At 72.1% G+C, this 25,401-nt stretch carries 27 protein-coding genes; 21 read left to right on the forward strand and 6 right to left on the reverse strand.

Annotated elements, in window-relative coordinates; translation table 11 throughout:
* Nucleotides 1-5: 5 nt before the first annotated feature.
* From ACFYML_RS15770 to ACFYML_RS15820, 11 genes are all read left to right on the forward strand, one after another.
* The gene (locus ACFYML_RS15770) at nt 6-824 is read left to right on the forward strand and encodes a hypothetical protein (protein WP_387421287.1); all 819 of its coding nucleotides are present in this window, start codon (nt 6-8) and stop codon (nt 822-824) included.
* 18 nt (nt 825-842) lie between these two features.
* Nucleotides 843-1,346, forward strand: a complete 504-nt coding sequence (locus ACFYML_RS15775) for a hypothetical protein (protein ID WP_387421288.1) — start codon at nt 843-845, stop codon at nt 1,344-1,346.
* A 215-nt stretch (nt 1,347-1,561) separates the two neighbouring features.
* The gene (locus ACFYML_RS15780; RefSeq protein ID WP_387421289.1) at nt 1,562-2,467 is read left to right on the forward strand and encodes a hypothetical protein; all 906 of its coding nucleotides are present in this window, start codon (nt 1,562-1,564) and stop codon (nt 2,465-2,467) included.
* A gap of 198 nt (nt 2,468-2,665) precedes the next feature.
* Nucleotides 2,666-3,868, forward strand: coding sequence for an MFS transporter (locus ACFYML_RS15785; protein WP_387421290.1), 1,203 nt, complete (start codon nt 2,666-2,668; stop codon nt 3,866-3,868).
* Nucleotides 3,869-4,111: 243 nt separating this feature from the next.
* Nucleotides 4,112-4,873: a DeoR/GlpR family DNA-binding transcription regulator gene (locus tag ACFYML_RS15790; protein ID WP_073834528.1), complete on the forward strand. Its 762-nt coding sequence runs from the start codon at nt 4,112-4,114 to the stop codon at nt 4,871-4,873.
* 146 nt (nt 4,874-5,019) lie between these two features.
* Nucleotides 5,020-6,300, forward strand: coding sequence for an ABC transporter substrate-binding protein (locus ACFYML_RS15795; protein ID WP_387421291.1), 1,281 nt, complete (start codon nt 5,020-5,022; stop codon nt 6,298-6,300).
* A 57-nt stretch (nt 6,301-6,357) separates the two neighbouring features.
* Entirely contained in the window at nt 6,358-7,284 is a 927-nt protein-coding gene (locus tag ACFYML_RS15800; RefSeq protein WP_387421292.1) for a carbohydrate ABC transporter permease, read from the forward strand.
* Nucleotides 7,281-8,150, forward strand: a complete 870-nt coding sequence (locus tag ACFYML_RS15805; protein ID WP_387421293.1) for a carbohydrate ABC transporter permease — start codon at nt 7,281-7,283, stop codon at nt 8,148-8,150. The genes ACFYML_RS15800 and ACFYML_RS15805 overlap by 4 nt, the downstream gene beginning before the upstream one ends.
* Nucleotides 8,147-9,184, forward strand: a complete 1,038-nt coding sequence (locus ACFYML_RS15810; protein WP_387421294.1) for a zinc-dependent alcohol dehydrogenase family protein — start codon at nt 8,147-8,149, stop codon at nt 9,182-9,184. The genes ACFYML_RS15805 and ACFYML_RS15810 overlap by 4 nt, the downstream gene beginning before the upstream one ends.
* A 102-nt stretch (nt 9,185-9,286) precedes the next feature.
* Nucleotides 9,287-11,140, forward strand: coding sequence for a transketolase (locus tag ACFYML_RS15815; protein ID WP_387421318.1), 1,854 nt, complete (start codon nt 9,287-9,289; stop codon nt 11,138-11,140).
* A gap of 68 nt (nt 11,141-11,208) precedes the next feature.
* Nucleotides 11,209-11,616, forward strand: a complete 408-nt coding sequence (locus ACFYML_RS15820; RefSeq protein WP_357440285.1) for a DUF2267 domain-containing protein — start codon at nt 11,209-11,211, stop codon at nt 11,614-11,616.
* A gap of 13 nt (nt 11,617-11,629) precedes the next feature.
* On the opposite strand, the gene ligD is transcribed toward ACFYML_RS15820, so the two are convergent.
* Entirely contained in the window at nt 11,630-12,595 is a 966-nt protein-coding gene (gene ligD / locus ACFYML_RS15825) for a non-homologous end-joining DNA ligase (RefSeq protein ID WP_387421295.1), read from the reverse strand.
* Between the two features lie 131 nt (nt 12,596-12,726).
* On the opposite strand from ligD, the gene ACFYML_RS15830 reads away from it, so the two are divergent.
* Entirely contained in the window at nt 12,727-13,116 is a 390-nt protein-coding gene (locus ACFYML_RS15830; protein WP_387421296.1) for a DUF2267 domain-containing protein, read from the forward strand.
* Nucleotides 13,117-13,238: 122 nt separating this feature from the next.
* On the opposite strand, the gene ACFYML_RS15835 is transcribed toward ACFYML_RS15830, so the two are convergent.
* The 3 genes from ACFYML_RS15835 to ACFYML_RS15845 form a co-directional block, all read right to left on the reverse strand.
* Entirely contained in the window at nt 13,239-13,628 is a 390-nt protein-coding gene (locus ACFYML_RS15835; protein ID WP_387421297.1) for a VOC family protein, read from the reverse strand.
* Nucleotides 13,625-14,353, reverse strand: coding sequence for a hypothetical protein (locus ACFYML_RS15840; protein WP_387421298.1), 729 nt, complete (start codon nt 14,351-14,353; stop codon nt 13,625-13,627). The genes ACFYML_RS15835 and ACFYML_RS15840 overlap by 4 nt, the downstream gene beginning before the upstream one ends.
* A gap of 230 nt (nt 14,354-14,583) precedes the next feature.
* Nucleotides 14,584-15,342, reverse strand: a complete 759-nt coding sequence (locus tag ACFYML_RS15845; protein ID WP_387421299.1) for a FadR/GntR family transcriptional regulator — start codon at nt 15,340-15,342, stop codon at nt 14,584-14,586.
* Nucleotides 15,343-15,477: 135 nt separating this feature from the next.
* On the opposite strand from ACFYML_RS15845, the gene ACFYML_RS15850 reads away from it, so the two are divergent.
* The 8 genes from ACFYML_RS15850 to ACFYML_RS15885 all read left to right on the forward strand — a co-directional run bounded on the left by ACFYML_RS15850 (nt 15,478) and on the right by ACFYML_RS15885 (nt 23,130).
* Entirely contained in the window at nt 15,478-16,767 is a 1,290-nt protein-coding gene (locus tag ACFYML_RS15850; protein ID WP_387421300.1) for an ABC transporter substrate-binding protein, read from the forward strand.
* A gap of 77 nt (nt 16,768-16,844) precedes the next feature.
* The gene (locus ACFYML_RS15855; RefSeq protein ID WP_387421301.1) at nt 16,845-17,795 is read left to right on the forward strand and encodes a carbohydrate ABC transporter permease; all 951 of its coding nucleotides are present in this window, start codon (nt 16,845-16,847) and stop codon (nt 17,793-17,795) included.
* Complete coding sequence (locus ACFYML_RS15860; RefSeq protein ID WP_387280771.1) at nt 17,792-18,607, forward strand: carbohydrate ABC transporter permease; 816 nt, start codon at nt 17,792-17,794, stop codon at nt 18,605-18,607. Before ACFYML_RS15855 ends, ACFYML_RS15860 begins: the two co-directional genes overlap by 4 nt.
* Before the next feature lie 5 nt (nt 18,608-18,612).
* Nucleotides 18,613-19,761, forward strand: a complete 1,149-nt coding sequence (gene dgoD, locus ACFYML_RS15865) for a galactonate dehydratase (RefSeq protein ID WP_387421302.1) — start codon at nt 18,613-18,615, stop codon at nt 19,759-19,761.
* Between the two features lie 4 nt (nt 19,762-19,765).
* Entirely contained in the window at nt 19,766-20,389 is a 624-nt protein-coding gene (locus tag ACFYML_RS15870; protein ID WP_387421303.1) for a bifunctional 4-hydroxy-2-oxoglutarate aldolase/2-dehydro-3-deoxy-phosphogluconate aldolase, read from the forward strand.
* Nucleotides 20,386-21,339: a sugar kinase gene (locus tag ACFYML_RS15875; RefSeq protein ID WP_387421304.1), complete on the forward strand. Its 954-nt coding sequence runs from the start codon at nt 20,386-20,388 to the stop codon at nt 21,337-21,339. Before ACFYML_RS15870 ends, ACFYML_RS15875 begins: the two co-directional genes overlap by 4 nt.
* Nucleotides 21,340-21,362: 23 nt before the next feature.
* Complete coding sequence (manD, locus tag ACFYML_RS15880; RefSeq protein ID WP_357440261.1) at nt 21,363-22,592, forward strand: D-mannonate dehydratase ManD; 1,230 nt, start codon at nt 21,363-21,365, stop codon at nt 22,590-22,592.
* Complete coding sequence (locus tag ACFYML_RS15885) at nt 22,582-23,130, forward strand: gluconokinase (RefSeq protein ID WP_387421305.1); 549 nt, start codon at nt 22,582-22,584, stop codon at nt 23,128-23,130. The genes manD and ACFYML_RS15885 overlap by 11 nt, the downstream gene beginning before the upstream one ends.
* Before the next feature lie 82 nt (nt 23,131-23,212).
* Here the strand turns inward: ACFYML_RS15885 and ACFYML_RS15890 are convergent, their stop codons facing one another.
* Complete coding sequence (locus tag ACFYML_RS15890) at nt 23,213-23,629, reverse strand: YchJ family protein (RefSeq protein ID WP_387421306.1); 417 nt, start codon at nt 23,627-23,629, stop codon at nt 23,213-23,215.
* A gap of 21 nt (nt 23,630-23,650) precedes the next feature.
* Nucleotides 23,651-24,148: a hypothetical protein gene (locus tag ACFYML_RS15895; RefSeq protein ID WP_387421307.1), complete on the reverse strand. Its 498-nt coding sequence runs from the start codon at nt 24,146-24,148 to the stop codon at nt 23,651-23,653.
* 303 nt (nt 24,149-24,451) lie between these two features.
* On the opposite strand from ACFYML_RS15895, the gene ACFYML_RS15900 reads away from it, so the two are divergent.
* A partial coding sequence (locus ACFYML_RS15900; RefSeq protein WP_387421308.1) for a phosphotransferase family protein occupies nt 24,452-25,401 on the forward strand: 950 nt, incomplete at its 3' end.

The raw sequence follows: 25,401 nt of genomic DNA on the forward strand, positions 1-25,401 counted from the left end.
TGGCGATGACCAGCCGCAGGAACACCACGCTGAAAGTCATCAAGGGAGCGTTGGCCGGTGGCCCGTCCCCGGCGCGACGCCGCTTGGTCACCCGTCCCGTGCCCCGGCCGGCCGAGCCGATCGAGCAGGTGCTGGAACGCCTCGACCGGGAGCCGGTGGCGGCCCCCGCGGCGGCCGGCGACCTGAAGGTCGTCGCCGACCCCGTCGGGCTCGAAGACCCCCCCGACCCTGACGACAAGGAGGCCGGCACCGACACCGGGGCCGACCCGAAGGCGAAGGATGCCGACGCCACCGCGGCGGCCGACGGCGGACGGGCCGAGGCGGCGCCGGGCACGCCGGGCCGCGGCCGGGCGCTGACCGCACTGCTCGTCGTGCTGCTCGCGGCCGCCCTCGCCGCCGCCGGCGTCTACGGCCACCGCTGGTACGTCGACCGGGCCACCGACCAGGCCCGCGGCGACGCCGTCGCCGCCGCCCGGCAGGCCGCCGTCAACTTCGTCTCGGTCAGCGCCGCCAGCGTCGACCGCGACCTGCAGCGCATCACCGCCGGCGCGACCGGCGACTTCAAGGACGAGTTCACCCGCGGCCAGGCGCAGGTCCGCACGGCCGTGGTGGAGAACAAGGTCCAGTCGCAGGGCACGGTGCTGCGCGCCGGCCTGGTCTCCGGAGACCGCCGGCACGCGGTGGTGCTGGTGGCGGTCGACGCCACGGTGAAGAACGTGAAGTCACCCGACGGGCGGCCGTCGCACTACCGGATCCAGCTCGACCTGGTCCGGGACAAGGACTCGGGCGACTGGCTGGTGTTCAAGCTCCAGTTCGTCGGCTGACCGGAGGAGGAGACCTCGATGCGTGTCCCGACCGTCCTGCGCCGCCCGCCGCGGCTGCGCCCCGTGCCCACCCTGGTCGTCGCGCTGGTCCTGGTGGCGGCGGTGGCCCTCGCCGCCTGGTACGGCGACCGCCGCGCCGGCCAGCGCGACCAGGCCGTACGCCAGGCCCTGGCCACCGCGCCCGCCGCGGCGAAGGCACTCTTCTCCTACGACTACCGCACCTTCGACGACAGCATCGCCAACGGCCGCACCTTCGCCACCGGCGCGTTCGCCGACGAGTACGCGCAGACCACCGCCGCGCTCAAGCAGACCGCCACGAAGCAGCAGGCGGTCGTGCTGGCCGAGGTGTCCGCCACCGGCGTGGTCAGCGCCGACAGCGACCGGGTGGAGCTGCTGCTCTTCCTCAACCAGTACCGGCGGAACGTGACCACGGCGGGGGAGAAGGTCGACCAGAACCGGGTCGTGCTCACCATGGTCCCGGTCGACGGGGAGTGGAAGGTCGTCAAGGCCACCGCGATCTGACCGGCGGGCTTCCGCCATCGGCTCCGGCGGGACAGCATCGTCGAGCTCATGATCACGTCGGCCAGGGCCCGGCACTGGAGGATGTCGCCGTCGCCGGCACAGGCCGGCGCGCAGGTCGCTGACCGCTGCCGGCGGGGGCTGACCGCGTTTTCCGCCGGTGTGCCCGGGGTAGGTCCTCACGGGACTGACCGGAACACATGGGTGGAGGCCATTCGATGAGAGACAACTTCGGCAACGCGGTGGGAGACGCGTTCCGTTCGGTGATGCTGTTCCTGCCCAAGGCGGTCGCCTTCATCGCGATCCTGGTGGTCGGCTGGCTGATCGCCAAGGCCGTGCTGAAGCTCGTGGACAAGATCCTGGAGCGGGTGCACTTCGACCGGGCCGTCGAGCGCGGCGGCATCAAGACCGCGCTGGCGCGCTCGAAGTACGACGCCAGCGACATCGTCGCCAAGCTGGCCTACTACGCGGTGCTGCTGGTCACCCTGCAGCTCGCGTTCGGCATCTGGGGCCCGAATCCGATCTCGGACCTGATCCGCGGCGTGGTGGCGTGGCTGCCCAAGGCGTTCGTCGCCATCGTGATCGTGGTGGTGGCCGCGGCGATCGCCAAGGCGGTGAAGGACATCATCGCCAGCGCCCTCGGTGGCCTCTCCTACGGCCGGGTGCTGGCGAACATCGTCTCGGTGTTCATCCTCGGCCTGGGCGTCATCGCCGCGCTCAACCAGATCGGTGTCGCCACCACGGTCACCACCCCGGTGCTGATCGCCGTGCTCGCCACGATCGGCGGCATCCTGGTCGTCGGCGTCGGCGGCGGGCTGGTCCGGCCGATGCAGGCCCGCTGGGAGAGCTGGCTGGCTCGTGCCGAGGAGGAGCGCCGGACCATCGCCGAGCACGCCCGGGCGTACCAGGCCGGGCGGCGGGACGTGGCGGCCCAGCTGGGCAGCCCGTACGCCGAGGCGGAGCGGACCCAGCCGGTCGGCCCGCACGGTGCGGCGGAGCCCACCCAGCCGATGCCGCACGCCGGCGCGGCGGCCACCCCGCGGCAGTCCACGGCCGGGCAGGCGGTGGACAACGACGCCACGATGGTGATCCCGCCGGCAACCGCGGAGAAGTTCCGCCGCTGACCGCCCGCGTCGCGACCGGGGTGGGGCCCAGCCGGGTCCCACCCCGGTTTCGCGTCTGGCGGGGCGGCGGGGACGACCGGCGCCGACTACCATCGGCGCATGACCTGGCGATGTTGATCCCACCCTGAAGGCCGAGGCCGCGGGCCGCCGCGGACACCGCATGTCCGGTGTCCGTCACGTCCCCGTGGGAAGGCCTCCATGCTCATTGTCTCCGCGCGCCGATCCGACGTCCGCCCGCTGGCGGCGACGCTCTACGCGTACGCGTTCCTCACCGACCTCGTCCTGCTCTACCCGCTCTACGCGCTGCTCTTCGCCGACACCGGGCTGTCGGTCGGGCAGATCTCCTCGTTGTTCGTCATCTGGTCGGCCACCGGCATTCTGCTGGAGGTGCCCTCCGGCGCCTGGGCCGACGCGGTCTCCCGGCGGCTGCTGCTCTGCCTCGCGCCGCTGCTGCCCGCCGCCGGCTTCGCCCTCTGGGTGCTCGTCCCGTCCTACCCGGCGTTCGCCGTCGGCTTCCTGCTCTGGGGCGCCGGCGGGGCACTGCGCTCCGGCGCCCTGGAGGCGCTGGTCTTCACCGAACTCGACCGGCTCGACGCCACCGGCCGGTATGCCCGCCTGATGGGCCGGGCGAAGACCGCCGAGATCCTGGGTGTGCTCGCCGCGATGGGACTCGCCGGCCCGGTCCTCGCCCTTGGCGGCTACCGGGCCGTCGGCGCGGCCAGCGTCGCCGCCTGCCTGCTCGCCGCGGCGGTCGCGACCCGGTTCCCCGAGCACCGCCCGGCCGACGGCACTGGCCCGGCCGACGACGACGGATCGGACGCCGATCCGGGGTGGCTGGCGAGTCTGCGCGGCGGGCTGGCCGAGGCCCGCGCCGACCGGTCGGTCCGGGCCGCGTTGCTGCTGGTCCCGGCCGTCGCCGCGATCTGGGGCGCGCTGGAGGAGTACACGCCGCTGCTGGCCCGGGACACCGGCGTGGCGCTGGACCGGGTGCCGCTGCTGCTCGTGCTGGTGTGGGCGGGCACGACGCTCGGCGGGCTGCTGACCCCGGTGGGGGAGCGGTTGGCCACCCGCGGGTACGCGGCCCTGCTCGTGGTCGCGGCGGTGGCCCTGGCCGCCGGTGCCCTGGTTCGCCATCCGGCCGGGTTCGTGCTGATCGGGGCGGCGTTCGGCGCGTTCCAACTCGCCACGGTGCTCGCCGATGTCCGGCTGCAGTCGCGGATCACCGGGCCGAGCCGGGCGACGGTCACCTCGGCCGCGGGGATGGCCACCGACCTGAGCATCATCGCGGTCTACGCCGGCTACGGCGCGGTCGCCACCGCCGCCGGCAACGCCGTGGCGTTCGCGGTGGCCCTGGTGCCGTACCTGGTGGTGGCGGTCTGGCTGGCCGCCCGCCGGACCTGACCCGGCCGGGCGGGGCCGCAGGCCGGTCCCCGCCCGGCCCGCTCGGGCGGGCCGGGTCGAGATCGGGCAGCGGATGGCGAGAAACGGGCGAGCCAAAAGAGAGGTATGCCGGATGCGCCCGGTCTCCGCTGCCCGTTCGGGCGGCATCCCGGGCGGCAAACCCAAGTCATTACCCAAGATGTGACCGTCGTCACGCCCGTTCGGCGGTGTTAGAAACAGAGGCACGAGTCGGGGAGGTGCCAGGTGGACGCAGCGCAACGCAGACACCACATCCTCACGCTGGCCCGCCGGCACGGCGAGGTCGACGTGCAGAAGCTGGCGGCCGACCTGGGCGTCGCCCCGGAGACCGTCCGGCGCGACCTGAGCATGCTGGCCCAGCAGGGCGTGGTGCGGCGCACGCACGGTGGCGCGTACCCGGTGGAGACGGCCCGCTTCGAGACCACCCTGGAGACCCGCACCACCCGGATGGTCGCGGAGAAGCGGCGGATCGCCGCCGCCGCGGTCGAACACGTCGGCGACGCGGAGTCGATCTTCATCGACGAGGGCTACACCCCGCAGTTGATCGCCGAGGCGCTACCCACCCACCGACCGCTGACCGTCGTCACGGCCTCGCTGCACACCGCCGCGGCGCTGGCCCACTCACCCACCCTCACGGTCCTCCTGCTCGGCGGCCGCGTCCGCGGCCGCACGCTCGCCACCGTCGACCACTGGGCCACCGCCATGCTCGCCGGCTTCGTCATCGACCTCGCCTTCGTCGGCGCGAACGGGATCTCCCGGGAACACGGGCTGACCACGCCCGACCCGGCCGTGGCCGCGGTCAAGGCGCAGGCGATCGGGGTGGCCCGGCGGGTGGTCTTCGCCGGCGTACACACCAAGTTCGGCGGCCACAGCTTCTGTCGCTTCGCCGACGTCGCCGACGTCGACACCATCGTCACGGACACCGCGCTACCGGCGTCCGAGGCACACCGCTACTCGCTGCTCGGCCCCGTGGTGCTGCGCGTCTGAGCGCCGGGCCGACCCGCCTCCACCACAACCCCACCACCACCCATGGAGGTTCACTGTGTCCAGAACACGGTCTCCTCGCCGATGGCGCGGCGCGTTCGCGGTCGCCGTCGCGGCCGGCCTGACTCTGACCGCCTGCTCCGGAGCCGGTGGCGGCTCCTCGTCCGGCCCGGGGGGGTGGCAAGACCATCACCGTGCTGATGGTCGGCAACCCGCAGATGGAGGACCTGGCGAAGGTCACCGCCGACAACTTCACCAAGCAGACCGGGATCACGGTGCGGTTCACGATCCTGCCGGAGAACGAACTGCGCGACAAGGTCACCCAGGACGTCGCCACCCAGGGCGGACAGTACGACGTGGCGACGATCGGCGCGTACGAGGCACCGATCTGGGCCAAGAACGGCTGGTTGCACGAACTGAGCTCGTACGCCGACGCCGACGGCGGCTATGACGAGGGTGACCTGCTCAAGCCGATGGTCGCCTCGCTCTCCGGTGAAGACGGCAAGCTCTACGCGGCGCCGTTCTACGGCGAGTCGTCCTTTCTCATGTACAACAAGGAACTCTTCGCGGCCAAGGGTCTGACCATGCCGGAGCGGCCGACCTGGCAGCAGGTGGCACAGTTCGCCGCGACGCTGGACGACAAGAAGGCCGGCGTCGCCGGGATCTGCCTGCGCGGCCTGCCCGGCTGGGGCGAACTCTTCGCGCCACTGACCACCGTCGTCAACACCTTCGGCGGCACCTGGTTCGAGAAGGACTGGACGCCGAAGGTGAACGCGCCCGAGTTCACCGAGGCGACGAAGTTCTACGTCGACCTGATCCGCGCCCACGGTGAGCCCGGCGCCCCGCAGGCCGGCTTCACCGAGTGCCTGAACACCTTCGGCCAGGGCAAGGCGGCGATGTGGTACGACGCCACCTCCGCCGCCGGCACGCTGGAGGACGCCAGCGCCAGCAAGGTCGCCGGCAAGGTCGGCTACGCGTACGCGCCGGTCAACCGGACGACGTCGTCGGGCTGGCTGTGGGCCTGGGCCCTCGCGATGCCGAAGACCACCAAGAACGCCGACGCCGCCTGGAAGTTCATCGCCTGGGCCACCGGCAAGGAGTACGAGAAGCTGGTCGGCTCCTCCCTCGGCTGGTCCCGGGTGCCGGCTGGCAAGCGCCAGTCCACCTACGAGATCCCGGAGTACCGGCAGTCCGCCACCGCCTTCGCCGACCTCACCCTGAAGTCGATCCAGGAGGCCGACCCGGTCAACCCCGGCCGGCAGCCCCGTCCCGCGCTCGGGGTGCAGTTCGTCGGCATCCCCGAGTTCGCCGACCTCGGCACCAAGGTCTCGCAGGAGGTCTCCGCCGCCATCGCCGGCAGCACCACCGTGGAGAAGGCACTCGCCGACGGCCAGCGACTGGCCGACGACGTCGCCAAGGAATACCGGTAGCCGCCGCCGGGGCCGGCCGCCGAACGGCCGGCCCCGGCCACCCCACGAGGTGAACCGATGACCCGGACCATCACCACCGGCGCACCGCCGCGCCGTGCCGTCCGACCCGTCCCGCTCGGCGCCCGGCAACGCTGGACCCGCCGCGCCCCGCTGCTGCCCGCACTGATCTTCGCGATCGTGGTGACCCAGATCCCGTTCCTGGTCACCCTCTACCTGTCCACCCTGGACTGGAACGCGCTGCGACCCGGCCGCCGCGCGTTCATCGGCCTCGCCAACTACGGCGAGGTGCTCACCGACGCCCGGCTGCGCGCCGCCCTGCTGAACACGGTGCTGCTCACCGCCGCCTCCGTCGTCGTCTCCGTCCTGCTCGGCCTCGGCCTGGCCATCCTGCTCGACCGCCGGTTCCCCGGACGCGGCGTCGTCCGCACCCTGCTCATCACACCGTTCCTGGTGATGCCCATGGCGGCGGCGCTGCTGTGGAAGCACGCCATCTACAACCCGTCGTACGGCCTGATCAACGGCATCGCCGGCGGCAGCACCGACTGGGTGTCGCAGTACCCGATGATCTCCGTGGTGACCACGCTGGTCTGGCAGTGGACCCCCTTCATGATGCTGATCATCCTGGCCGGGCTGCAGGGCCAGTCGCTGGAAACCCTGGAGGCCGCCCGGGTCGACGGGGCCGGGCCGTGGCAGGCCTTCACCCGGGTGACGCTGCCCTACCTGCGCCCCTACCTGGAGCTGGGCGCCCTGCTCGGCTCCATCTATCTGGTGCAGACCTTCGACGCCGTCTTCACCATCACCCAGGGCGGCCCCGGCACCGCCACCACCAACCTGCCGTACGAGATCTACCTGACCACCTTCCGCAAGTTCGAGTACGGCGAGGCCGCCGCGGCCGGCGTCGTGGTGGTGATCGGCACGATCGTGGTCGCCACCTTCGCGCTGCGGGTGATCTCCAGCCTCTTCCGGATGGAGGGTGCGCGATGACCAAACTGACCCGGCACCCGTCCCGGCGCCGGCCCACCAGCCCGACCCGGCGGGCCAGCGGCGTGCGTGGGGCGGCCTGGACCACGCTGGCCTGGCTCGCCGGACTGCTGTTCTTCCTGCCGGTGCTGTGGATGGTCCTCACCGGATTCAAGCGGGAGGTCGACGCGGCCAGCAACCCGCCGACCTGGTCCTTCACCCCGGTGCTCGACGGCTATCGGCAGGTCTTCGACCGGGACCTCACCCCGTACCTGCTCAACTCGGTGACCGCCAGCCTGGTCTCCACCCTGCTGGTGCTCCTGCTGGCCACCCCCGCGGCGTACGCGTTGTCGATCCGGCCGGTCGCCAAGTGGCGGGACGTGCTGTTCTTCTTCATCAGCACCAAGATGCTGCCCGCGGTCGCCGCGCTGCTGCCGATCTACCTGCTGGTCAAGCACCTCGGGATGCTCGACAACGTCTGGACCATGGTCGTCCTCTACACGTCGATGAACCTGCCGCTCGCGGTCTGGATGATGCGCTCGTTCCTGCTGGAGGTCCCCTCGGCGCTGATCGAAGCGGCGGCGATGGACGGCGCCAGCCTGACCGTCACGATCCGGCGGATCCTCCTGCCGATCGTCGCGCCGGGCCTGGCCGCCACCGCGCTGATCTGCTTCATCTTCAGCTGGAACGAGTTCTTCTTCGCGGTCAACCTCACCGCGACCCGGGCCGGCACCTCACCGATCTTCCTGGTCGGCTTCGTCACGTCCGAAGGGTTGTTCCTCGCCCGGCTCTGCGCGGCGGCGACCATCGTGTCGCTGCCGGTCGTGCTGGCCGGCTGGATCGCCCAGAAGCAGCTCGTCCGAGGACTCTCCATGGGGGCGGTCAAATGAAGGCAGCGGTCATCGTCACGCCGGGACAGATCTCGCTGGAGTCCGTGCCGGATCCCACGCCAGGGCCACGGGAGGTGGTCGTCGAGGTCGCCGGGTGCGGGATCTGCGGCACCGACCTGCACATCATGGACGGCGAGTTCGCACCCGCGTACCCGATCGTGCCCGGCCACGAGTTCGCCGGCACGGTGGTCGCCACCGGGCGGGACGTCACCGAGGTGCGACCGGGCGATGCGGTCGCCGTCGACCCGTCGCTGCACTGCGGCGAGTGCTACCAGTGCCGGCGCGGCCGGGGCAACCTCTGCGAACGCTGGGCGGCCATCGGCGTCACCGCCTCCGGCGGCGCGGCCGAGTACGCGGTGGCGCCGGTGCGGAACTGTTTCCTGCTCCCCGAGAGCATCGCGCCGGCGGACGCCGCGCTGATCGAACCGCTCTCCTGCGCGGTACGCGGCTTCGACGTGCTGCCCCGCCGGCTCGCCGACCACTACCTGATCTACGGCGCCGGCACCATGGGCCTGATGATGCTGGAGCTGGCGAAGCGCTGCGGCGCGGCCAGCGTCAGCGTGGTGGACCCGAACCCGGACCGGCTCGCCACCGCGGTGCGGCTGGGCTGCTCGGCCAGTGCCGCGAGCGCCGACGAGGTGCTCCGCCCCCGGGGGTGGGACGTGGTCATCGACTGTACGGGCGTGCGCGCGGCGATCGACGACGGGCTGGGCCGGGTCGCCCCGGCCGGGACATTCCTGCAGTTCGGCGTCTCGGAGTACCGCACCCGGGCCACGGTCGAGCCGTACCGGATCTACAACCGGGAGATCACCGTCACCGGCTCGATGGCGGTGCTGCACAGTTTCGAACGGGCCGGGGAACTGTTCGCCGCCGGCGTGCTCGACCCGGAGGTGTTCATCAGCCACCGCTTCCCGCTCGACCGGTACGCCGAGGCGATGGCCCAGTTCCGGGCCGGCGTCGGTCGCAAGATCCAGGTGACCGGGCCGGGCGGTGATGCCGACAGCCCGACCGGCAAATCAGTCTTTACCGGATGATGTCTGGCCTTTCGGACTACCGTTGGCGGGAGGCGGTCAGCCGCCCGTGCGGGCCGAGGACCGGCCGAGCGGGGCGGACCTCGGGAGGCGATACCGGTGACCATGGAAGCAGAGCGCACCCTGCGCGCGGAGGAGATCAGCCAGCTGGGTGAACTCGCCGCCCAGCTACGGGTGGACTCGATCCGCTGCAGCACCCAGGCCGGCTCCGGGCACCCCACCTCCAGCCTGTCGGCCGCCGACCTGATGGCGGTACTGATCTCCCGGCACCTGCGCTACGACTGGGTGAACGCCCGCAACCGCAACAACGACCACCTGATCTTCTCGAAGGGCCACGCCTCCCCCCTGCTGTACGCGGTCCTCAAGGCGGTCGGCGCGATCAGCGACCAGGAACTGATGGACACCTACCGCCAGCTCGGGTCGCGCCTGCAGGGCCACCCCACCCCGGCGCTGCCCTGGGTGGACGTCGCCACCGGCTCGCTCGGCCAGGGGCTGCCGGTCGGCGTCGGCATCGCGCTGGCCGGCCAGTACCTCGACCAGTTGCCGTACCACGTCTGGGTGCTCTGCGGCGACAGCGAGACCGCCGAGGGCTCCATCTGGGAGGCCCTGGACAAGGCCGGGCACTACGGGCTGCGCAACCTCACCGCGATCGTGGACGTGAACCGGTTCGGGCAGCGGGGGCCGACCGAGCTGGAGTGGGACCTGGACACCTACCGGCGGCGGGTCGAGGCGTTCGGCTGCCATCCCCTGGTCGTCGACGGCCACGACCTGGCGGCGATCGACGCGACGTTCAGCCGCGTCCGGCAGGCGACCGGGCCGACGGTGGTGCTCGCTCGCACGGTCAAGGGCAAGGGGGTGGCCGAGGTCGAGAACAAGCCGGGCTGGCACGGCAAACCCCTGAAACCCGACATGGCCGAACGGGCCGTCCAGGCGCTCGGCGGCGTCCGGCAGATCCGGGTCGCCGGCCCGAAGCCCGAGCCCGCCAAGCCCGCCGCCAAGCCCGAAGCCAAGCCGCCGGAGCTGCCCCGGTACGACAAGGGGGCGAAGGTGGCCACCCGGAACGCGTACGGTGAGGCGCTGCGCGCGCTGGGCTCCCGGCCGGACGTGGTCGCCCTGGACGGCGAGGTGAGCGACTCCACGCGGTCCGACAAGTTCGGCGAGGCCTACCCGGACCGGTTCTTCGAGATGTTCATCTCCGAACAGCAACTCGTGGCCGCCGCGGTCGGCCTGCAGGTACGTGGTTACCGGCCGTTCGCCGCGACCTTCGCGGCGTTCCTCTCCCGCGCCTACGACTTCATCCGGATGGCCGCCATCTCCCGGGCCGACATCGCCCTGTCCGGCTCGCACGCCGGGGTGGAGATCGGGGCGGACGGGCCCTCGCAGATGGGGCTGGAGGACCTCGCCGCAATGCGCGCCGTCCAGGGCTCGACCGTCCTCTATCCCAGCGACGCCGTGTCCTGCGCCGCCCTCGTCGCGCAGCTGGCCGACCGGAAGGGCGTCAGCTACCTGCGCACCACCCGGGGCAAGTACCCGGTGCTCTACGACAACGGCGACGAGTTCCCCATCGGGGGCAGCAAGCTGCTCCGCCCCGGTGACGACGTCGCGCTGATCGGCGCCGGGGTGACCGTGCACAACTGCCTCGCCGCCGCCGACGAGCTCGCGCGTGAGGGGATCGACGCTCGGGTCATCGACCTCTACTCGGTCAAGCCACTGGACCGGCAGCGGCTGCTCGACGCGGTGCGGGACACCGGCGGCCGGCTGGTGGTGGTCGAGGACCACTACCCGGAGGGCGGGCTGGGGTCGGCCGTGCTGGAGTCGCTGGCCGACCTCGCCGACCCGGTGCGGGTGACCCACCTGGCGGTCCGCGGGCTGCCCACCTCCGGCACGTCGACCCAGCTGATGGACCAGGCGGGGATCGGGGTGACCGCCATCGTCTCGGCGGCCCGCGCCCTGGGGTGACGGTCCCCGCGTCGTTTCACCCCCGCCGGCGCGGGTACCCGCAGGTCCGGTCCGAGAGGGGGGTCCAGGTGAACTACACCGAGTTCATCCAGTCGGTGGCGGCGAAACCGCTGGCCGCACCGGCGCAGGCCGAGCCGATCACCCGCGCCACGCTCGTGACGCTGGCGGAACGGATCACCGGCGGGCAGGCGCGGGACCTCGCCACCCAGCTTCCCGAGGAACTGCGGTCGTGTGTCGACAAGCCCGACGAGCACCCCGAACCGTTCGGGCTGACGGAGTTCCTCGAGCGGGTGCAGAACCGGGCCGCGGTCGACCGCCAGGAGGCCACCGACGGCGCGCGCGCCGTGCTGGACACCCTGCGGGAGAAGATCAGCGCCAAGGAGTACGGCGACGTCGTCGACCAGTTGCCGCAGGAGTTCTGGCAGCTGACCGGACCATCGGTCAACCGGTTCGAAACCCGCCGGGTCGGCACCTAGGGCGCTCGGGGGGTCACCCCTGCAGCCGGATCTCAGCCGGCTCGCGATCGCTGCGCAGCCCCTTCCAGGACGGGTGCCGCAGCCGCCGGTCCGGGGTCCAGGACCGGAAGGTGACGTCCCCGACCAGGGCCGGGTCGACCCAGACGGCGTGGCGGGCGTGCTCGCGTGGCACCGGGGAGTCGAACGGCGAGTCCGGCCGGCCCAGCGGCTCCAGGCGCCGCTGCAGGTCGCGCAGCACGGTCTGGGTGAAGCCGGTGCCGACGTGACCGATGTAGATCAGCTTGTCGTCCGCGTCGTACATGCCGAGCAGCAGGGAACCGATGGTGCCGGCCCGCCGGCCGGACCCCGGCTTCCAGCCACCGACGATCACCTCGACCGTGTCGTTGAGCGGCACCTTGACCCATGCCGGTGCCCGGCGGCCGGGCTGGTACGGCGCACCCAGCTGCTTGGCGACGACCCCCTCCAGGCCGAGTTCGGCCGCCGCCGTGGCCAGGTCCCGGCCGGCCTCGCCGGTCCAGTACGGCGGCGTGTCGACGCTCTCGCCGCTGACGCTCAGCTCCTCCAGCGCCGCGCGGCGCTCGGTGTACGGCAGCGCGGTGAGGTCCCGTCCGTCCAGGTGCAGGAGGTCGAACAGGTACAGCCGCACCGGGGTCGCCTCGACCAGCGCGGCGGCCGGCGCCCGGACGTGCATCCGGTGCTGCAACGCCGAGAAGCTGGGCCGCCCCTGGCCGTCGAGCGCCACGATCTCCCCGTCGAGCACCGCCCGCCGCCCCGCCAGCAGCCGCGCCAGCTCGCCCAGCTCCGGATACGCCCGGGTGACGTCCCGGTCGTTGCGGCTGAGCAGCCGCAACCCGCCGTCGACGTAGGCGATCGCGCGGACGCCGTCCCACTTGAACTCGTAGCCCCAACCCGACCCGGTGGGCAGCGCGCCGCTGGAGGCGAGCATCGGCGGCACGAGCTTCGGCATCCTGGCACCCACGCCTCGATCATGGCCAACGCCGCCGCCGGGCAACGCCGGTTTCCGGCCTTTCGCCCGGTGGCCGGACCGCCGTCGTTTGTGGCAGGCGGCGGCGGGTAGCCACCCGGTCTCCAGGACGGGAAGGACGGGGCATGGCTGAACTGGAGTTCGTCGAGAAGGTGGCGGCGGGGGCCGGGGTCCCGGCGGAGACGGCGCGAGCGCTGACCGACGCCACCCTGCGTACCCTCGCGGAGCGGATCAGCGGCGGCGAGGCGGCCGACCTGGCCGACCACGTGGCGCACCAGTTGCGTCCGCTCCTGGCCCGGGCCCGCCCCGAGGAGCCGGAGGCATTCGGGTACGACGAGTTCCTGCGCCGGGTGGCGGAGCGCGCGGGAGTGGAACGTGAGGTCGCCGAGCGGGGCGCCCGGGCCGTCCTGCGGACCCTGGACCCCGTGGTCGGGCACCAGGAATTCACGAACGCGCTGTCGCAACTGCCGGCGGACATCCGGAACCTGGCCCAGCCGGTGCCCCGCGGGCGCTGACCGCGCGGCTCAGGCGGCCAGCCGGGGCGGACGAACACCCAGCGGCGACGCCCCAAGAGGCGGCCGGGGCAGGCATTTCCGTGGTCCCGGCGGTCGCCCGTGGACCGCCGGGACTCCTCCGGTCAGCCGGGCAGGTACAGGAACGACCACTGGTGGCCGTCGAGGTCCCGGAACCCGCGCATGTACATGAACCCGAGGTCCTGGCCCGGGCCCAGCGACTGCCCGCCCGCGACCGCCGCCAGGTCGACCAGCTCGTCGACCCGTTCCCGCCGGTCAACGCCGAGGCCGACGATGACCTCCCGGCTGGTCGCGGTGTCGCACACCGCGGTGCCGGCGAACGCGGCGAAGGCCGCCGGAGTGTGCAGGATCAGGTGGGTGCTGCCGCCGAGAGTGAGCTGGGCGCTCTCCCCGCCGGGCTGCCGGGGCCCGGCGGTGAAGCCGAGGGCGGTGAAGAACTCGACCGCCCGGTCGAGGTCGCGTACCGGCAGGTTGACGAACGTTCCGCTGCTCATCGGGTCTCCTCCGGCGACTCCAGGAGTTGCTTGAGGGCGGCCAGCCGGTCCCGCCAGTACGCCCGGAGCCGGTCCGCCTCGTCGGCGTCGGCCAGCTTCTCGTGCAGGACCGCCACCCGCGCCTTTGCCTCGCCCGCCGGGGTGAAGCCGACGGCGATCCGGGTGGGCCCACCCGCCCAGTCCGCCCGGAAGGTCTTCGGCGCGGTGGCGGTACGGACCCGCACCGGCACGTCCGGCAGCCACCGCCGGCGTACGGCCTCGTCGGCGAACGCGGCGAACAGCACCGCTACCGGCACCGCCACGGTCCGGCTGCCGGTGGCCTCGAAGCCGCCGCCCCGGCGCTGCCCCGGCTCGCGCAGCCCGCGCGCCTGCTCGTACCCGACGGTGACCGTCTGCGCCCACCAGCCGGGCACGTCGTGCGTGGTGACCAGCCAGCGCGCGATCTCGGTGTGGCCGCGCTCGGCGGCACCCCACTCGTCGAGCAGCCGGAACCAGTCGTCCCAGGCGCGTCCGGTCCGCTCGCGCAACACCGCATCCGAGACCCGGTCCCGCTGCCCCCGGCCGCCGGCGGCGGCCGGAACGGGGTCGGGCGTGCCGGCGGTCGTGGGGGCCGGGGTGCCGGTGGTGGCCTTGGCGAGTAGCTGGCGGCGGGCGGTCGCGTAGCTCTCGCCGGTCTTCGCCATCCGGGCCCGCACCCGGGTCTTGAACGACTTCTGGGTCGTCATCACATGCTCCCGTCGGCGGCGCGGTCGCAGGGACTCACGCTCCCGTCGACCTCGCCGCACTGGAGTGCATGTGGCGTGTCGAGGTGGGCCAGTCGGCACCGCGCCCCGAGGACCCGAGGTCCCCTTTGCCTCCGCGAGGCCGGCGGCGTGAGCACCGGGCAGGAGGTGAGGCGCGGGACTGCGCCGGGGCAAGCATACGCCTCCGAACGCCCGGGGTGGGGGAGGTCAGCTCATCGGGCCGGTTCGGCGGTCTGCTCCCAGATCGACTTCATCTCGTCGAAGGCCTGTTCCATGAGCTGCACCATCGCCTCCCGGGCGCGCTCGCCGTCGTGCCGCTGGATCGCCTGGGCGACCTCGGCGTGCAGCTGCAGCGCCTGCTCGTGCGGGTGGTGGGGCATCAGGTGGTGCTTGTGTCGGCCGGTGAGCACCTCCGCGACCAGATCCTGCAACCGGACGAACATCTCGTTGCCGGAGGCGAGCAGCACCCGCCGATGGAACTCGATGTCGAGGCGCAGGAAGCGCTCCTCGTCGCCGGCCTTGCCGGCGGCCCACATCTTCGCCGCGAGTCCGACCAGATCGCTCGCCTCGTCGTGGCCGGCCCGGTTGGCGGCCAGCAGGGCGGCGTGCGGCTCGATGGCGGTGCGCAGCTCGGTGATCGACCGGAGCTGGGTGATCCGGCTGTTCGAGGCGAGCCGCCAGCGGATCACCTGCGGGTCGAAGACGTTCCAGTCGTGCGCCGGCCGGATCGTCACCCCGACCCGTCGGCGGGTCTCGATGAACCCGATCGACGCCAGGACCCGCAGCACCTCGCGGACCACCGAGCGGGACACCTCGTAGCGGTCCACCAGATCGTCGATGTTGAGGACCGCCCCGGGGGCGAATTCGCCGCCGCAGATGGCGGTGCCGAGGTGCTCAAGGACACGTGCATGCAGCCCGGCTTCGGCTGGGGCGTGCTGGGCGGTGGTGCCCCCGGAGGAGTACGGTTCCACGCCAAGGATCATATCAGTTGGGTCTACCCCTTGAATAAGTCAGCTTTTTCGGCCTAGCATCCCGACGTTAAGCGGATGTAAACCCCGAGGTGGCGCCCATCAGGGGCCGCGACCGGGACCGAAGGAGAGATAAGCGTGCGACGTCGATCGATAATCGGCACTTCGCTGGCCGTCGTCGCCGCCATGGGCCTGTCCGCCTGCGGCGGCGGGGCCGACGGCGGCAGCGGGTCGAAAACCCTGCGCGTGACGCTGGTGAACCACGTCTGGACGGAGAACATCAAGAAGGCCCTGCCGGAGTTCGAGAAGCAGACGGGCCTCAAGGTCGAGGTCACCCAGCTCGGTGAGGACCAGCTCTCCGACCAGTACAACGTCAAGCTGAACGCCGGGTCCAGCGACCTCGACGTGATGATGTACCGGCCGCTGCAGGAGGGGAAGCTGTTCGCCAAGAACAAGTACCTCGCCGACCTGACCGACCGGACCAAGTCCGACAGCGCCTTCGAGTTCAGCGACTTCCAGGCCGGTCCGGTGCAGGCCACCACGTACGAGGACAAGATCGTCGGCGTGCCGATCATCACCGAGCAGGAGGTCCTCTACTACCGCAAGGACCTGCTGGAGAAGTCCGGTTTCACCGCCCCGCCGAAGACCCTTGACGAGCTCAAGACGCAGGCGGCGAAGGTCGCGGCCGACAACCCCGGAGTCGCGGGCTTCGTGTCCCGTACCGGCAAGGCGGCCGCGGTCACGCAGTTCTCCAGCTTCCTGTACAGCTTCGGCGGCGACTTCGTCGACGGCAGCGGGAAGGCCTCGGTCAACACCGAGCAGGCCAAGCAGGCGTACGCCTACTACGGCGGGCTGCTCCGCGACCACGGCCCGAAGAACCTCAGCACCGACATGAGCTGGTCCGAGGCGATGGCGATCTTCACCCAGGGCAAGGCGGCCTTCTACACCGAGGCCAACTCGCTCTACAAGAACGCCACCGACCCGGCCAAGTCGAAGGTCTCCGACACCGTCGGCTTCGCGACCTTCCCGGCCGGCCCGGCCGGCTCGAAGCCGTACAACATCCCGTCCTGGGCGCTCGGCATCAACGACGCGTCGAAGAACAAGGACAACGCCTGGAAGTTCATCCAGTGGGCGGCCGGCAAGGAGCAGTCCCTGACGCAGCAGAAGGCCGGCGTCCCCGGCGCCCGGGCCTCCGTCTGGGACAACCCGGAGGGCACCGCGACCTACCCGAAGGACCTCGCCGAGGCCACCAAGGTCAGCACCGCCAACGGCATCGGCCACGACCGTCCGCTGGTCGTGAAGGTCGCCCAGGCTCGCGAGATCGTCGGCCAGCCGATCGTCGACGCGATCACCGGCAAGGACGCGGCCGCCTCGGCGGACGCGGCGAACGAGGCGTTCCAGAAGTTCCTCGACGACGAGGCGAAGTAGTCCGACCGCGGGGTGGCAGGGCTGACCGGCCCCGCCACCCCGCGCCGGGACCCTGGCCCTGAACACCCGGAGACCTCATGTCAGCCGTCACCACACCCGTCACCAGATCGCCCGACGCCAGCCCGGCACCCTCGGCGGAGTCGGCCTGGTCGCGCTGGGCCAACGCGCACCGCAAGTGGCTCTTCGCGGCACCCGCCATGGCATTCGTCGCCGTGCTGATCATCTTCCCGGTGGCGTGGACCGGATACCTCAGCCTGACCGACGCCGAAGGTTCGGTACGCGCCGAGAGCCAGTTCATCGGGTTCCAGAACTACCTCGACGTGCTCACCGACACCGAACGGTTCTGGCCGGCGGTGTGGCGAACCGTCTTCTTCACCGGCGTCGTGCTCCTCGTCGAGGTCGTGCTCGGCATGGCGATCGCCCTGCTGCTGTGGCGACCGTTCCGCGGTGAGAAGTGGGTCCGGGTCGCCATCCTCCTGCCGCTGGTGGCCACCCCGGTCGCGGTCGGCATGATGTGGCGGCTGATCTTCGACCCCAACATCGGGATGGCGAACCAGATGCTCAGCTGGGTCGGCATCGGCCCCCAGCCCTGGCTGGCCGGCCAGAGTTCGGCCCTGCCGACGACGATGTTCATCGACATCTGGCAGTGGACCCCGATGGTCGTGCTGATCCTGCTCGCCGGGTTGACGTCGCTCTCCGACGAGCCCCAGGAGGCGGCCCTCATCGACGGCGCCAGCACCTGGCAGCGGTTCCGGCACGTCACCCTGCCGCTGCTGATGCCCACCGTGATCGTCGCGATCCTGCTGCGCGGCATCGATGCGCTGAAGACCTTCGACATCCTCTACGCCACCAAGGGCCGCGGCGGCGGGTCGTTCCACGAGGTGGAAACCCTCAACGTCTACGCGTACGGCCTCAGCTTCGACTACAACGACTACGGCGTCTCATCGACGGTCCTCATCATCTTCTTCCTGATCATCATCGGGGTGATGTGGGCTCTGACCTACCGCAAGAAGGGGCTGCAGCGATGAACCCGGGCAAGCCGTTCAAGGTGTTCAAGGCGCTGGCGCTGGCCGTCGTGGTGATCTCGCTGGTCGCGCCGCTGCTCTGGATGCTCGCCGCCTCGTTCAAGACCAACGTCGACATCTACGACACCAGCAAGGCGTTCTCCTTCTCGCCCACGCTGGACAACTACCACAACGTGCTCCAGCAGGCGAACTACGTCCAGTTCATCGGCAACAGCCTCTGGGTGGCGTTCGCCGCCACGGTGCTCTCCCTCATCCTCGGGGTGCCCGCCGCGTACTCGATGAGCCGCTTCAACATGAAGAAGTCCGCGCTCGTCGTGCTCATGGCTCGGGTCATCCCCGGTGTGTCGCTCCTGGTGCCCTGGTACTACGTCTTCTCGAACCTGCAGATGGTCGGCGGCTTCACGGTGCTGATCCTCAGCCACATGTTCGTGTCGCTGCCGCTGATCGTCTACATCATGATGGGCTTCTTCGACAGCCTGCCGGAGGACCTGGAAGAGGCGGCGCTGGTCGACGGGCTGACCCACATCGGCGCGTTCCGCCGGATCACGCTGCCGCTGTCCGTACCGGGCATCGCGACCGCCGGGATTCTGTCCTTCATCTTCTCCTGGAACAACTTCATGTTCGCCCTGGTGCTCTCCGGCGCGGACACGAAGACCCTGCCCGTGGCGATTTTCGACTTCGTCGGCTACGCCAGCATCGACTGGGGCGGCCTGATGGCCGCGGCCGCCGTGGTCACCCTGCCGATCATGGTGATCGCCCTGTTCGTGCAGAAGTACATCGTCTCCGGCCTCACCGCCGGTGCCACGAAGGGCTGAGCAGCATGACCACCATCGCACGTATCGAGACCTTCCTCGTCGCCCCCCGCTGGCTCTTCGTCCGCGTCGAGACCACCGACGGGATCGTCGGCTGGGGCGAGGCGACCTGCGAGGGCCGGTCCGAGACCGTCCGCACCGCCGTCGAGCAGCTCAGCGAACTGCTGATCGGCCAGGACGCGCTGCGCATCGAGGACCACTGGCAGGTCATGACCAAGGGCTCGTTCTACCGCGGTGGGCCGATCCTGGCCAGCGCCGTGGCCGGCCTCGACCAGGCGCTGTGGGACATCGCCGGCAAGCACTACGGCGCCCCGGTGCACCAGCTGCTCGGTGGCCCGGTCCGGGACCGGATCCGGGTGTACGGCTGGGTCGGCGGCGACGAGCCCAGTGAGGTCCGCGACCAGATCAGCGCCGCCGTCGACACGGGCCTCACCGCGGTGAAGATGAACGCCTCGGGCCGGATGAGCCCGGTGGCCTCGGTGGCCGAACTCGACGGGGTGGTCCAGCGGGTGGCCGCGGCCCGCGAGGTGCTCGGTGATCAGCGGGACGTCGCGGTCGACTTCCACGGCCGGTTCAGCCTCGCCACCGCCCGCCGGGTTGCCCCGCTGCTCGAGCCCTACCGGCCGTTCTTCCTCGAGGAGCCGGTGGTTCCGGAGAACTCACACCTCATCGGCGAGTTGGTCCGCGCCACCACCACGCCGGTGTCCACCGGGGAGCGGCTCTACAACCGGCAGGAGTTCCTGCCGGTGCTCCAGGCCGGCATCGCGGTCGCCCAGCCGGACCTCTCGCACGCGGGTGGCATCACCGAGGTCCGCAAGATCGCCGCGCTGGCCGAGGTGTACGACGTACAGCTCGCGCCGCACTGCCCGCTCGGCCCGATCGCCCTGGCGTCCTGCCTGCAGGTCGGCTTCGCCACGCCGAACTACCTGATCCAGGAGCAGAGCATCGGCATCCACTACAACCTCGGCGCCGAGGTGCTCGACTACTGCCTCGACAAGAAGCCGCTGAGCTTCGTCGACGGCCACGTCGAGCGGCTCACAGGACCCGGCCTCGGCATCGAGATCGACGAAGACGCGGTGCGGGCGGCGGACAAGCGCGGCCACGCCTGGCGCAGCCCCACCTGGCGGCACCGCGACGGCTCCTACGCGGAATGGTGACCACATGACCGTCAATCTCACCGCCGAACTCGCCGCCGCCCGGATCCTCGCGGTCATCCGGGGCACGGACACCGCCGGTGCGATCGCCGCCGGCACCGCCCTGCTGGAAGAGGGCGTACGCATTGTCGAGGTGGCCCTCACCACGCCGAACGCGGCGTCGGCCGTCGAGGCGCTGCGCGCGGCCGCGCCCGCCGGGTCCCTGGTCGGCGCCGGAACGGTGCTCACCGCCGCCGACGTCGCCGACGTGGCCGCCGCGGGCGCGCAGTTCGTGGTGACGCCGGCCGTGGTCGAGTCGATCCCCGAGGCGGCGCGGCGCGGCCTGCCCGTCGCCGCCGGCGCGTTCACCCCGACCGAGGCGTACACCGCGATGCGGATGGGGGCGTCGGCGATCAAGCTGTTCCCGGTGTCGGTGGGAGGCCCGGCGTACCTGAGGGCGGTGCGCGACCCGTTCCCGGACATCCCGTTCGTCGCGGTCGGCGGGGTCGGTCTGGCCGACCTGCCCGGCTACTTCGCCGCCGGGGCGATCGCCGTCGGCGTGGGCGGGCCGCTGGTCGGCGACGCGGCCTCCGGCGGCGACCTCGACGCCCTGCGGGAACGGGCCCGCGCCTACCTGGCTGCCACCTCGTGACCGCCGTCGACCTGCTCTCGTTCGGCGAGGCCCTGGTCTCGCTGCGCTCGGCCGGGCCGCTCGCCGCCAGCAGCCCGCTCACACCGCACCTCGCCGGAGCGGAGTGCAACGTGGCCATCGGCGTGTCCCGGCTCGGGCACCGCGCGGCCTTCGCCGGCCGGGTCAGCGAAGACGAGCTGGGCGGGTTCCTGCTGCGGCAGCTGCGGGCCGAGTGCGTCGACGTGGCGCACGTGACCCGCGATCCGCAGCGCTCGGCCGGGCTTATGTTCCTGGAGCGGCGCACCGCCGACCTGACCCGGGTGATCTACCAGCGGGCCGGGTCGGCCGGATCGGCGCTCCGCGTCGACGACCTGCGGGCCGCCCTGGCTGCCGGGGCGCGGGTGCTGCACCTGACCGGGATCACCCCGGCGCTGTCCGACAGCGCCCGGGAGGCCACGACGTGGGCGGCGGAGAGCGCCGCCCGGGCCGGGTCACTGGTCTGCCTCGACGTCAACTACCGGGCGAAGCTGTGGAGCCGGGACGCCGCCCGGACGGTGCTCGCCCCGCTCGCCGACCACGTCTCGGTCGTCGTGGCCTCCGCGGACGAGCTGGACCTCGTCGGCGCGCCGGGCGCCGACGAGCAGACCGTGGTGGCCCGGCTGCTGGACCGGGGTGTGTCGACCGTGCTGGTGAAGCTCGGCGGCGACGGCGCCCGCGCGTACACCCGGGACGGCTGCCGGCACGCGGCGGCGCTGCCCGTGACGGCGGTCGACACCGTCGGCGCGGGGGACGCCTTCACCGCCGGCTACCTCTCCGGCCACCTGGACGGACTCGACCTGGCCGGGCGGCTGCACCGCGCGGTCACCCTCGGCGCCTTCGCCGTCGCCGGGCACGGCGACTGGGAGGCCCTGCCGCGCCGCGACGAGCTGTCCCTCCTGGACGACCTGCTGCCCGGCAGCACCCTTCGCTGATCCACCCCGAGAAAGGCACCCGCGTGAAGATCGTCGCAGCGGACGTCATCGTCTCCAGCCCCGACCGCAACTTCGTCACCCTCAAGATCACCACGGACGAGGGGCTGACCGGACTGGGAGACGGCACCCTCAACGGGCGCGAACTCTCCGTCGCGTCCTACCTGGCCGATCACGTCGTCCCCCTGCTGATCGGGCGGGACCCGCACCAGATCGAGGACACCTGGCAGTTCCTCTACCGGTCGGCGTACTGGCGGCGCGGCCCGGTCACCATGGCCGCCATCGCGGCCGTGGACGTCGCCCTCTGGGACATCAAGGCCAAGGCCGCCGGGATGCCGCTCTACCAGCTCCTCGGCGGCGCCTCCCGGACCGGCATCATGGCCTACGGGCACGCCTCCGGCCGGGACCTGCCGGAGCTGTTCGACTCGATCCGCCACCACCTCGACCTCGGCTTCCGGTCGATCCGGGTGCAGACCTCGGTGCCCGGCATCAACGCCGTCTACGGGGTGGCCGCGCAGCCCAGCGCCGACGGCAAGCGCTACGACTACGAGCCGGCCCAGCGCACCCCGCTGCCCGCCGAGGAGGACTGGGACACCCGCGCCTACCTGCGCCACCTGCCCGGCGTCTTCGAGGCGGTGCGCAACGAGTTCGGCCCCGAGCTGCCGCTGCTGCACGACGGGCACCACCGGATGACCCCCATCCAGGCCGCCAAGCTCGGCAAGGCCCTCGAACCGTACGACCTGTTCTGGCTGGAGGACTGCACCCCGGCCGAGAACCAGGAGGCGTTGCGGCTGGTCCGTCAGCACACCACCACCCCGCTGGCCATCGGCGAGATCTTCAACACCGTCTGGGACTACCAGACCCTGATCCGGGAACAGCTGATCGACTACGTCCGGTCGGCCGTCACCCACACCGGCGGCATCACGGCCATGCGCAAGCTGCTCGACTTCGCCGCCCAGTACCAGATCAAGTCCGGCATCCACGGCCCCACCGACATCTCGCCGGTCGGCATGGCCGCCGCGCTGCACCTGGATCTGGCCATCCACAACTTCGGCATCCAGGAGTACATGCAGCACGGGGCGCTCACCAACGAGGTGTTCCGGCAGTCGTTCACCTTCGCCGACGGGTACCTGCACCCGGGAGAGCAGCCCGGCCTCGGCGTGGAACTCGACGAGGAGGCCGCCGCGCGGTTCCCGTACCAGCCGGCGTACCTGCCGTACAACCGGCTCAAGGACGGCACCGTCCATGACTGGTGAGCGGCGGCCCACCCGACACGTCGTGGTGATGGGCGTGTCCGGGGCGGGCAAGACGACGGTGGCCCGGGGGATCAGTGAGCTGACCGGGCTGCGGTTCGCCGAGGCGGACGAGTTCCACTCGGCGGCCAACGTGGCGCAGATGCGGGCCGGCATTCCGCTCGACGACGCGCAGCGCTGGCCCTGGCTGCGCGCCCTCGCCGGCTGGATGGCCGACCGGCACGCCGAGGGGGTCTCCACCATCCTGGCCTGCTCGGCGCTGAAACGCGCCTACCGGGATGTGCTGCGGCAGGGGCCGCCGGACGTGGAGTTCCTCCACCTGGACGGGACGGCGGAGCTGATCCGGGACCGGTTGAGCCGGCGGGTCGGGCACTACATGCCGGCGAGCCTCCTCGACTCGCAACGGGCCACCCTGGAGCAACTGGACCCGGACGAGTCCGGGGTGGTGCTGCAGGTGACGGCAGCACCGGCCGAACTGGTCACGGCGGCGATCGCGCGGCTCCGCCTGCCGTTGCTGGGCACGGCGGCCGCCGGCCGCTGACCGGCCGCCGGCCCGGGGGTGCGGGGCGCCGACACCGAGACACCGGGCCGGTGGCGGCGCGAGCGGGCGGCGCCGCCGATGGTCAGTCGGGCAGCGCGTCGAGATAGACCCAGCGGCCGTCCTCCCGGACGAAACGGCTCTGTTCGTCCAGCGAGCCCGGGCGGCCCGCCTCGCGGTAGTGGGCGCGGAACCGGACTGTGCCGGCGGTGTCGAAGAGGCCACCCCGGTCGGTCCCGAGGATCTCCAGCCGGATCCACCGCTGCCCCGGATCCAGCCGCAGCCGCGCCGGCCGGGTGCTGGAGTGCCAGCTGCGCAGCAGATAGTCGGCGTCCCCGACGGCGAAGGCGCTGTACCGGGAGCGCATCAACGCCTCGGCGGTCGCCGCCGTGGACGCGCCCTGGTGGACCGGGCCGCAACAGTCCGCGTACGGCACACCGGAGCCGCACGGACAGGTTCCGGTCGGAACGGCCGCGCTCCGGCGGCCAGCGCGTTTCGCCATCCGGCCATTCTCGTCGACCGGTCAGCGCGGCGCGCGAGTCGCCCTGCCCACCGGCTTGCGGCCGGGCGTGCTCGCCGTGTTCCGCTTGCCGAACGACGCCATGGTGGTGGCCTTCTTCGCCGCCTTCGCCGGGGCCCGGCTCGCGGCGGTCGTGCGGGTCAGCGACGCCTCCGTCGCCCGCTTGGCCGGCGCCTTCGCGGCAACCCTCTTCGCCGTGGCCTTCTTCGCGGGCGCCTTCTTCGCCGCTGCCTTCGTGGCCGGCGCCTTCGTCGCCGGCGCCTTCGTGGCGGGCACCTTCTTCGTCCGGGCGGGGGTCGCCGTGGCCGCGGTGGCCTTCTTCCGGGCGGCTCGGGCCGTCGTCGGGGTCGGCTTGCCACCCGGCGTCTTCGCCTGGGTGGCCCCGGTGGCCCGTTTCGCGACGGTCGCGACCTTCTTGGCCGCGGCCTTGTTCGGCATCGGAGCCTTCCGCGCGCCGGTGGCCTTCCGGGCGCTGCTGGGCCTGGTCGCCGCCTGGGCCATCGTCACTCCTCCTCGGCTGCGTCGTCCGCGCCGGTGGCCCGGGGACGCCCGGGCGTCCGCCGGCCGGCACGCTCGGCGGGCCGGTGTCTTCCCCCGAACCGGGCGACCAAACGCGGATCCGGCCCAGCCGCAATTGGCTCAGTGGTGGAGGTACGGATCGGATTCCTGGCGCCGGTCGGCGAGGACCTCGGCGGCCCGCAGGGTGGTCGCGGGACACCGCCGGGCCGGTGGAACCGTTAGCGTGGGACGGAACATGGAGCTGACGACGGGGATCCGCAGCGGCCGGACGGGGTGGGCGGCCGGATGAGCCCGACGCAACGCCGCCTCGACCCGGACACGGTCCGCCGGTACGTCGCCGCGTCCCTCGGCCCCGCGCCCCGGGTGACCGGATGCGGGCCGATGACCGGCGGCGGCTTCGCCGCCGTCTGGTGGGTGAACCTGGCCGACGGGCGCGCGGTGGTGCTCAAGGTGGGGCCGCCGGCACAGGTGCCGCTGTTGCGCTACGAGCACGACATGGTCGGCGCCGAGGCCCGCTACCTGCAGCTGGTCACCGAGCGCGCGCCCGCCGTTCCCGTCCCGCCGCTGCTTCACCACGGCAGCGACCCGGTGCTGGGTGACTGGCTGCTCACCGGCCTGCTGCCCGGCCGCAGCCTGTGGGAGCTGACCCAGGCCGGCGACGACACCGACGAGGTCCGGGCCGAGTTCGGCGTCGCGCTGGCCGCCCTGCACGGGATCACCGGTGACCGGTACGGCTACGACGGCGGCCGCGCGGGCGCCGACACCTGGCGGGGCGCGTATCTGGCCATGCTGGACGATCTGCTCGCCGACGCGGCGGACTGGCGGGTGCCGTTGCCGGTGCCGGCGGACCGGGTCCGGGAGCTCGTCGACCGACACGCTCCCGTGCTCGACGCGGTACGCCGCCCAGCACTGCTGCACTTCGACGGCTGGGCGGGCAACGTGCTCGCGGTCGCCGGCCCGGACGGTACGCCCCGGCTCAGCGGTCTGGTCGACGGCGAGCGATACCTGTGGGGCGACCCGCTGATGGACCTGGTGTCGCCGCTGTTGTTCCAGCGAACCGAAGACGAACTGGACGACCCCGTGGTGCGGGCCTACCGGACGATCGCGCCGTTCCCCCTGGACACCGGAACGCGTCGCCGCCTGAGCGTCCCTGATCAGCTTAGCGATCCTGAGTCGGATGGGGTTTCCGGGATCGTTTCCCACCGTGGTGGGGTCGCGTGGGCGTGGAGGTGGAA

The sequence above is a fragment of the Micromonospora sp. NPDC007230 genome (genome assembly GCF_042869115.1).
GTDB lineage: Bacteria > Actinomycetota > Actinomycetes > Mycobacteriales > Micromonosporaceae > Micromonospora.

What these genes read in the sequence shown, in the direction of transcription:
- ACFYML_RS15770 (WP_387421287.1), top strand. Translation starts at nt 6, where the DNA reads ATGACCAGCCGCAGGAACACCACGCTGAAAGTCATCAAGGGAGCGTTG.
- ACFYML_RS15775 (WP_387421288.1), top strand. Translation starts at nt 843, where the DNA reads ATGCGTGTCCCGACCGTCCTGCGCCGCCCGCCGCGGCTGCGCCCCGTG.
- ACFYML_RS15780 (WP_387421289.1), top strand. Translation starts at nt 1,562, where the DNA reads ATGAGAGACAACTTCGGCAACGCGGTGGGAGACGCGTTCCGTTCGGTG.
- ACFYML_RS15785 (WP_387421290.1), top strand. Translation starts at nt 2,666, where the DNA reads ATGCTCATTGTCTCCGCGCGCCGATCCGACGTCCGCCCGCTGGCGGCG.
- ACFYML_RS15800 (WP_387421292.1), top strand. Translation starts at nt 6,358, where the DNA reads ATGACCCGGACCATCACCACCGGCGCACCGCCGCGCCGTGCCGTCCGA.
- ACFYML_RS15805 (WP_387421293.1), top strand. Translation starts at nt 7,281, where the DNA reads ATGACCAAACTGACCCGGCACCCGTCCCGGCGCCGGCCCACCAGCCCG.
- ACFYML_RS15810 (WP_387421294.1), top strand. Translation starts at nt 8,147, where the DNA reads ATGAAGGCAGCGGTCATCGTCACGCCGGGACAGATCTCGCTGGAGTCC.
- ACFYML_RS15815 (WP_387421318.1), top strand. Translation starts at nt 9,287, where the DNA reads ATGGAAGCAGAGCGCACCCTGCGCGCGGAGGAGATCAGCCAGCTGGGT.
- ACFYML_RS15830 (WP_387421296.1), top strand. Translation starts at nt 12,727, where the DNA reads ATGGCTGAACTGGAGTTCGTCGAGAAGGTGGCGGCGGGGGCCGGGGTC.
- ACFYML_RS15835 (WP_387421297.1), bottom strand. Translation starts at nt 13,628, where the DNA reads ATGAGCAGCGGAACGTTCGTCAACCTGCCGGTACGCGACCTCGACCGG.
- ACFYML_RS15840 (WP_387421298.1), bottom strand. Translation starts at nt 14,353, where the DNA reads ATGACGACCCAGAAGTCGTTCAAGACCCGGGTGCGGGCCCGGATGGCG.
- ACFYML_RS15855 (WP_387421301.1), top strand. Translation starts at nt 16,845, where the DNA reads ATGTCAGCCGTCACCACACCCGTCACCAGATCGCCCGACGCCAGCCCG.
- ACFYML_RS15860 (WP_387280771.1), top strand. Translation starts at nt 17,792, where the DNA reads ATGAACCCGGGCAAGCCGTTCAAGGTGTTCAAGGCGCTGGCGCTGGCC.
- dgoD (WP_387421302.1), top strand. Translation starts at nt 18,613, where the DNA reads ATGACCACCATCGCACGTATCGAGACCTTCCTCGTCGCCCCCCGCTGG.
- ACFYML_RS15870 (WP_387421303.1), top strand. Translation starts at nt 19,766, where the DNA reads ATGACCGTCAATCTCACCGCCGAACTCGCCGCCGCCCGGATCCTCGCG.
- ACFYML_RS15885 (WP_387421305.1), top strand. Translation starts at nt 22,582, where the DNA reads ATGACTGGTGAGCGGCGGCCCACCCGACACGTCGTGGTGATGGGCGTG.
- ACFYML_RS15890 (WP_387421306.1), bottom strand. Translation starts at nt 23,629, where the DNA reads ATGGCGAAACGCGCTGGCCGCCGGAGCGCGGCCGTTCCGACCGGAACC.
- ACFYML_RS15895 (WP_387421307.1), bottom strand. Translation starts at nt 24,148, where the DNA reads ATGGCCCAGGCGGCGACCAGGCCCAGCAGCGCCCGGAAGGCCACCGGC.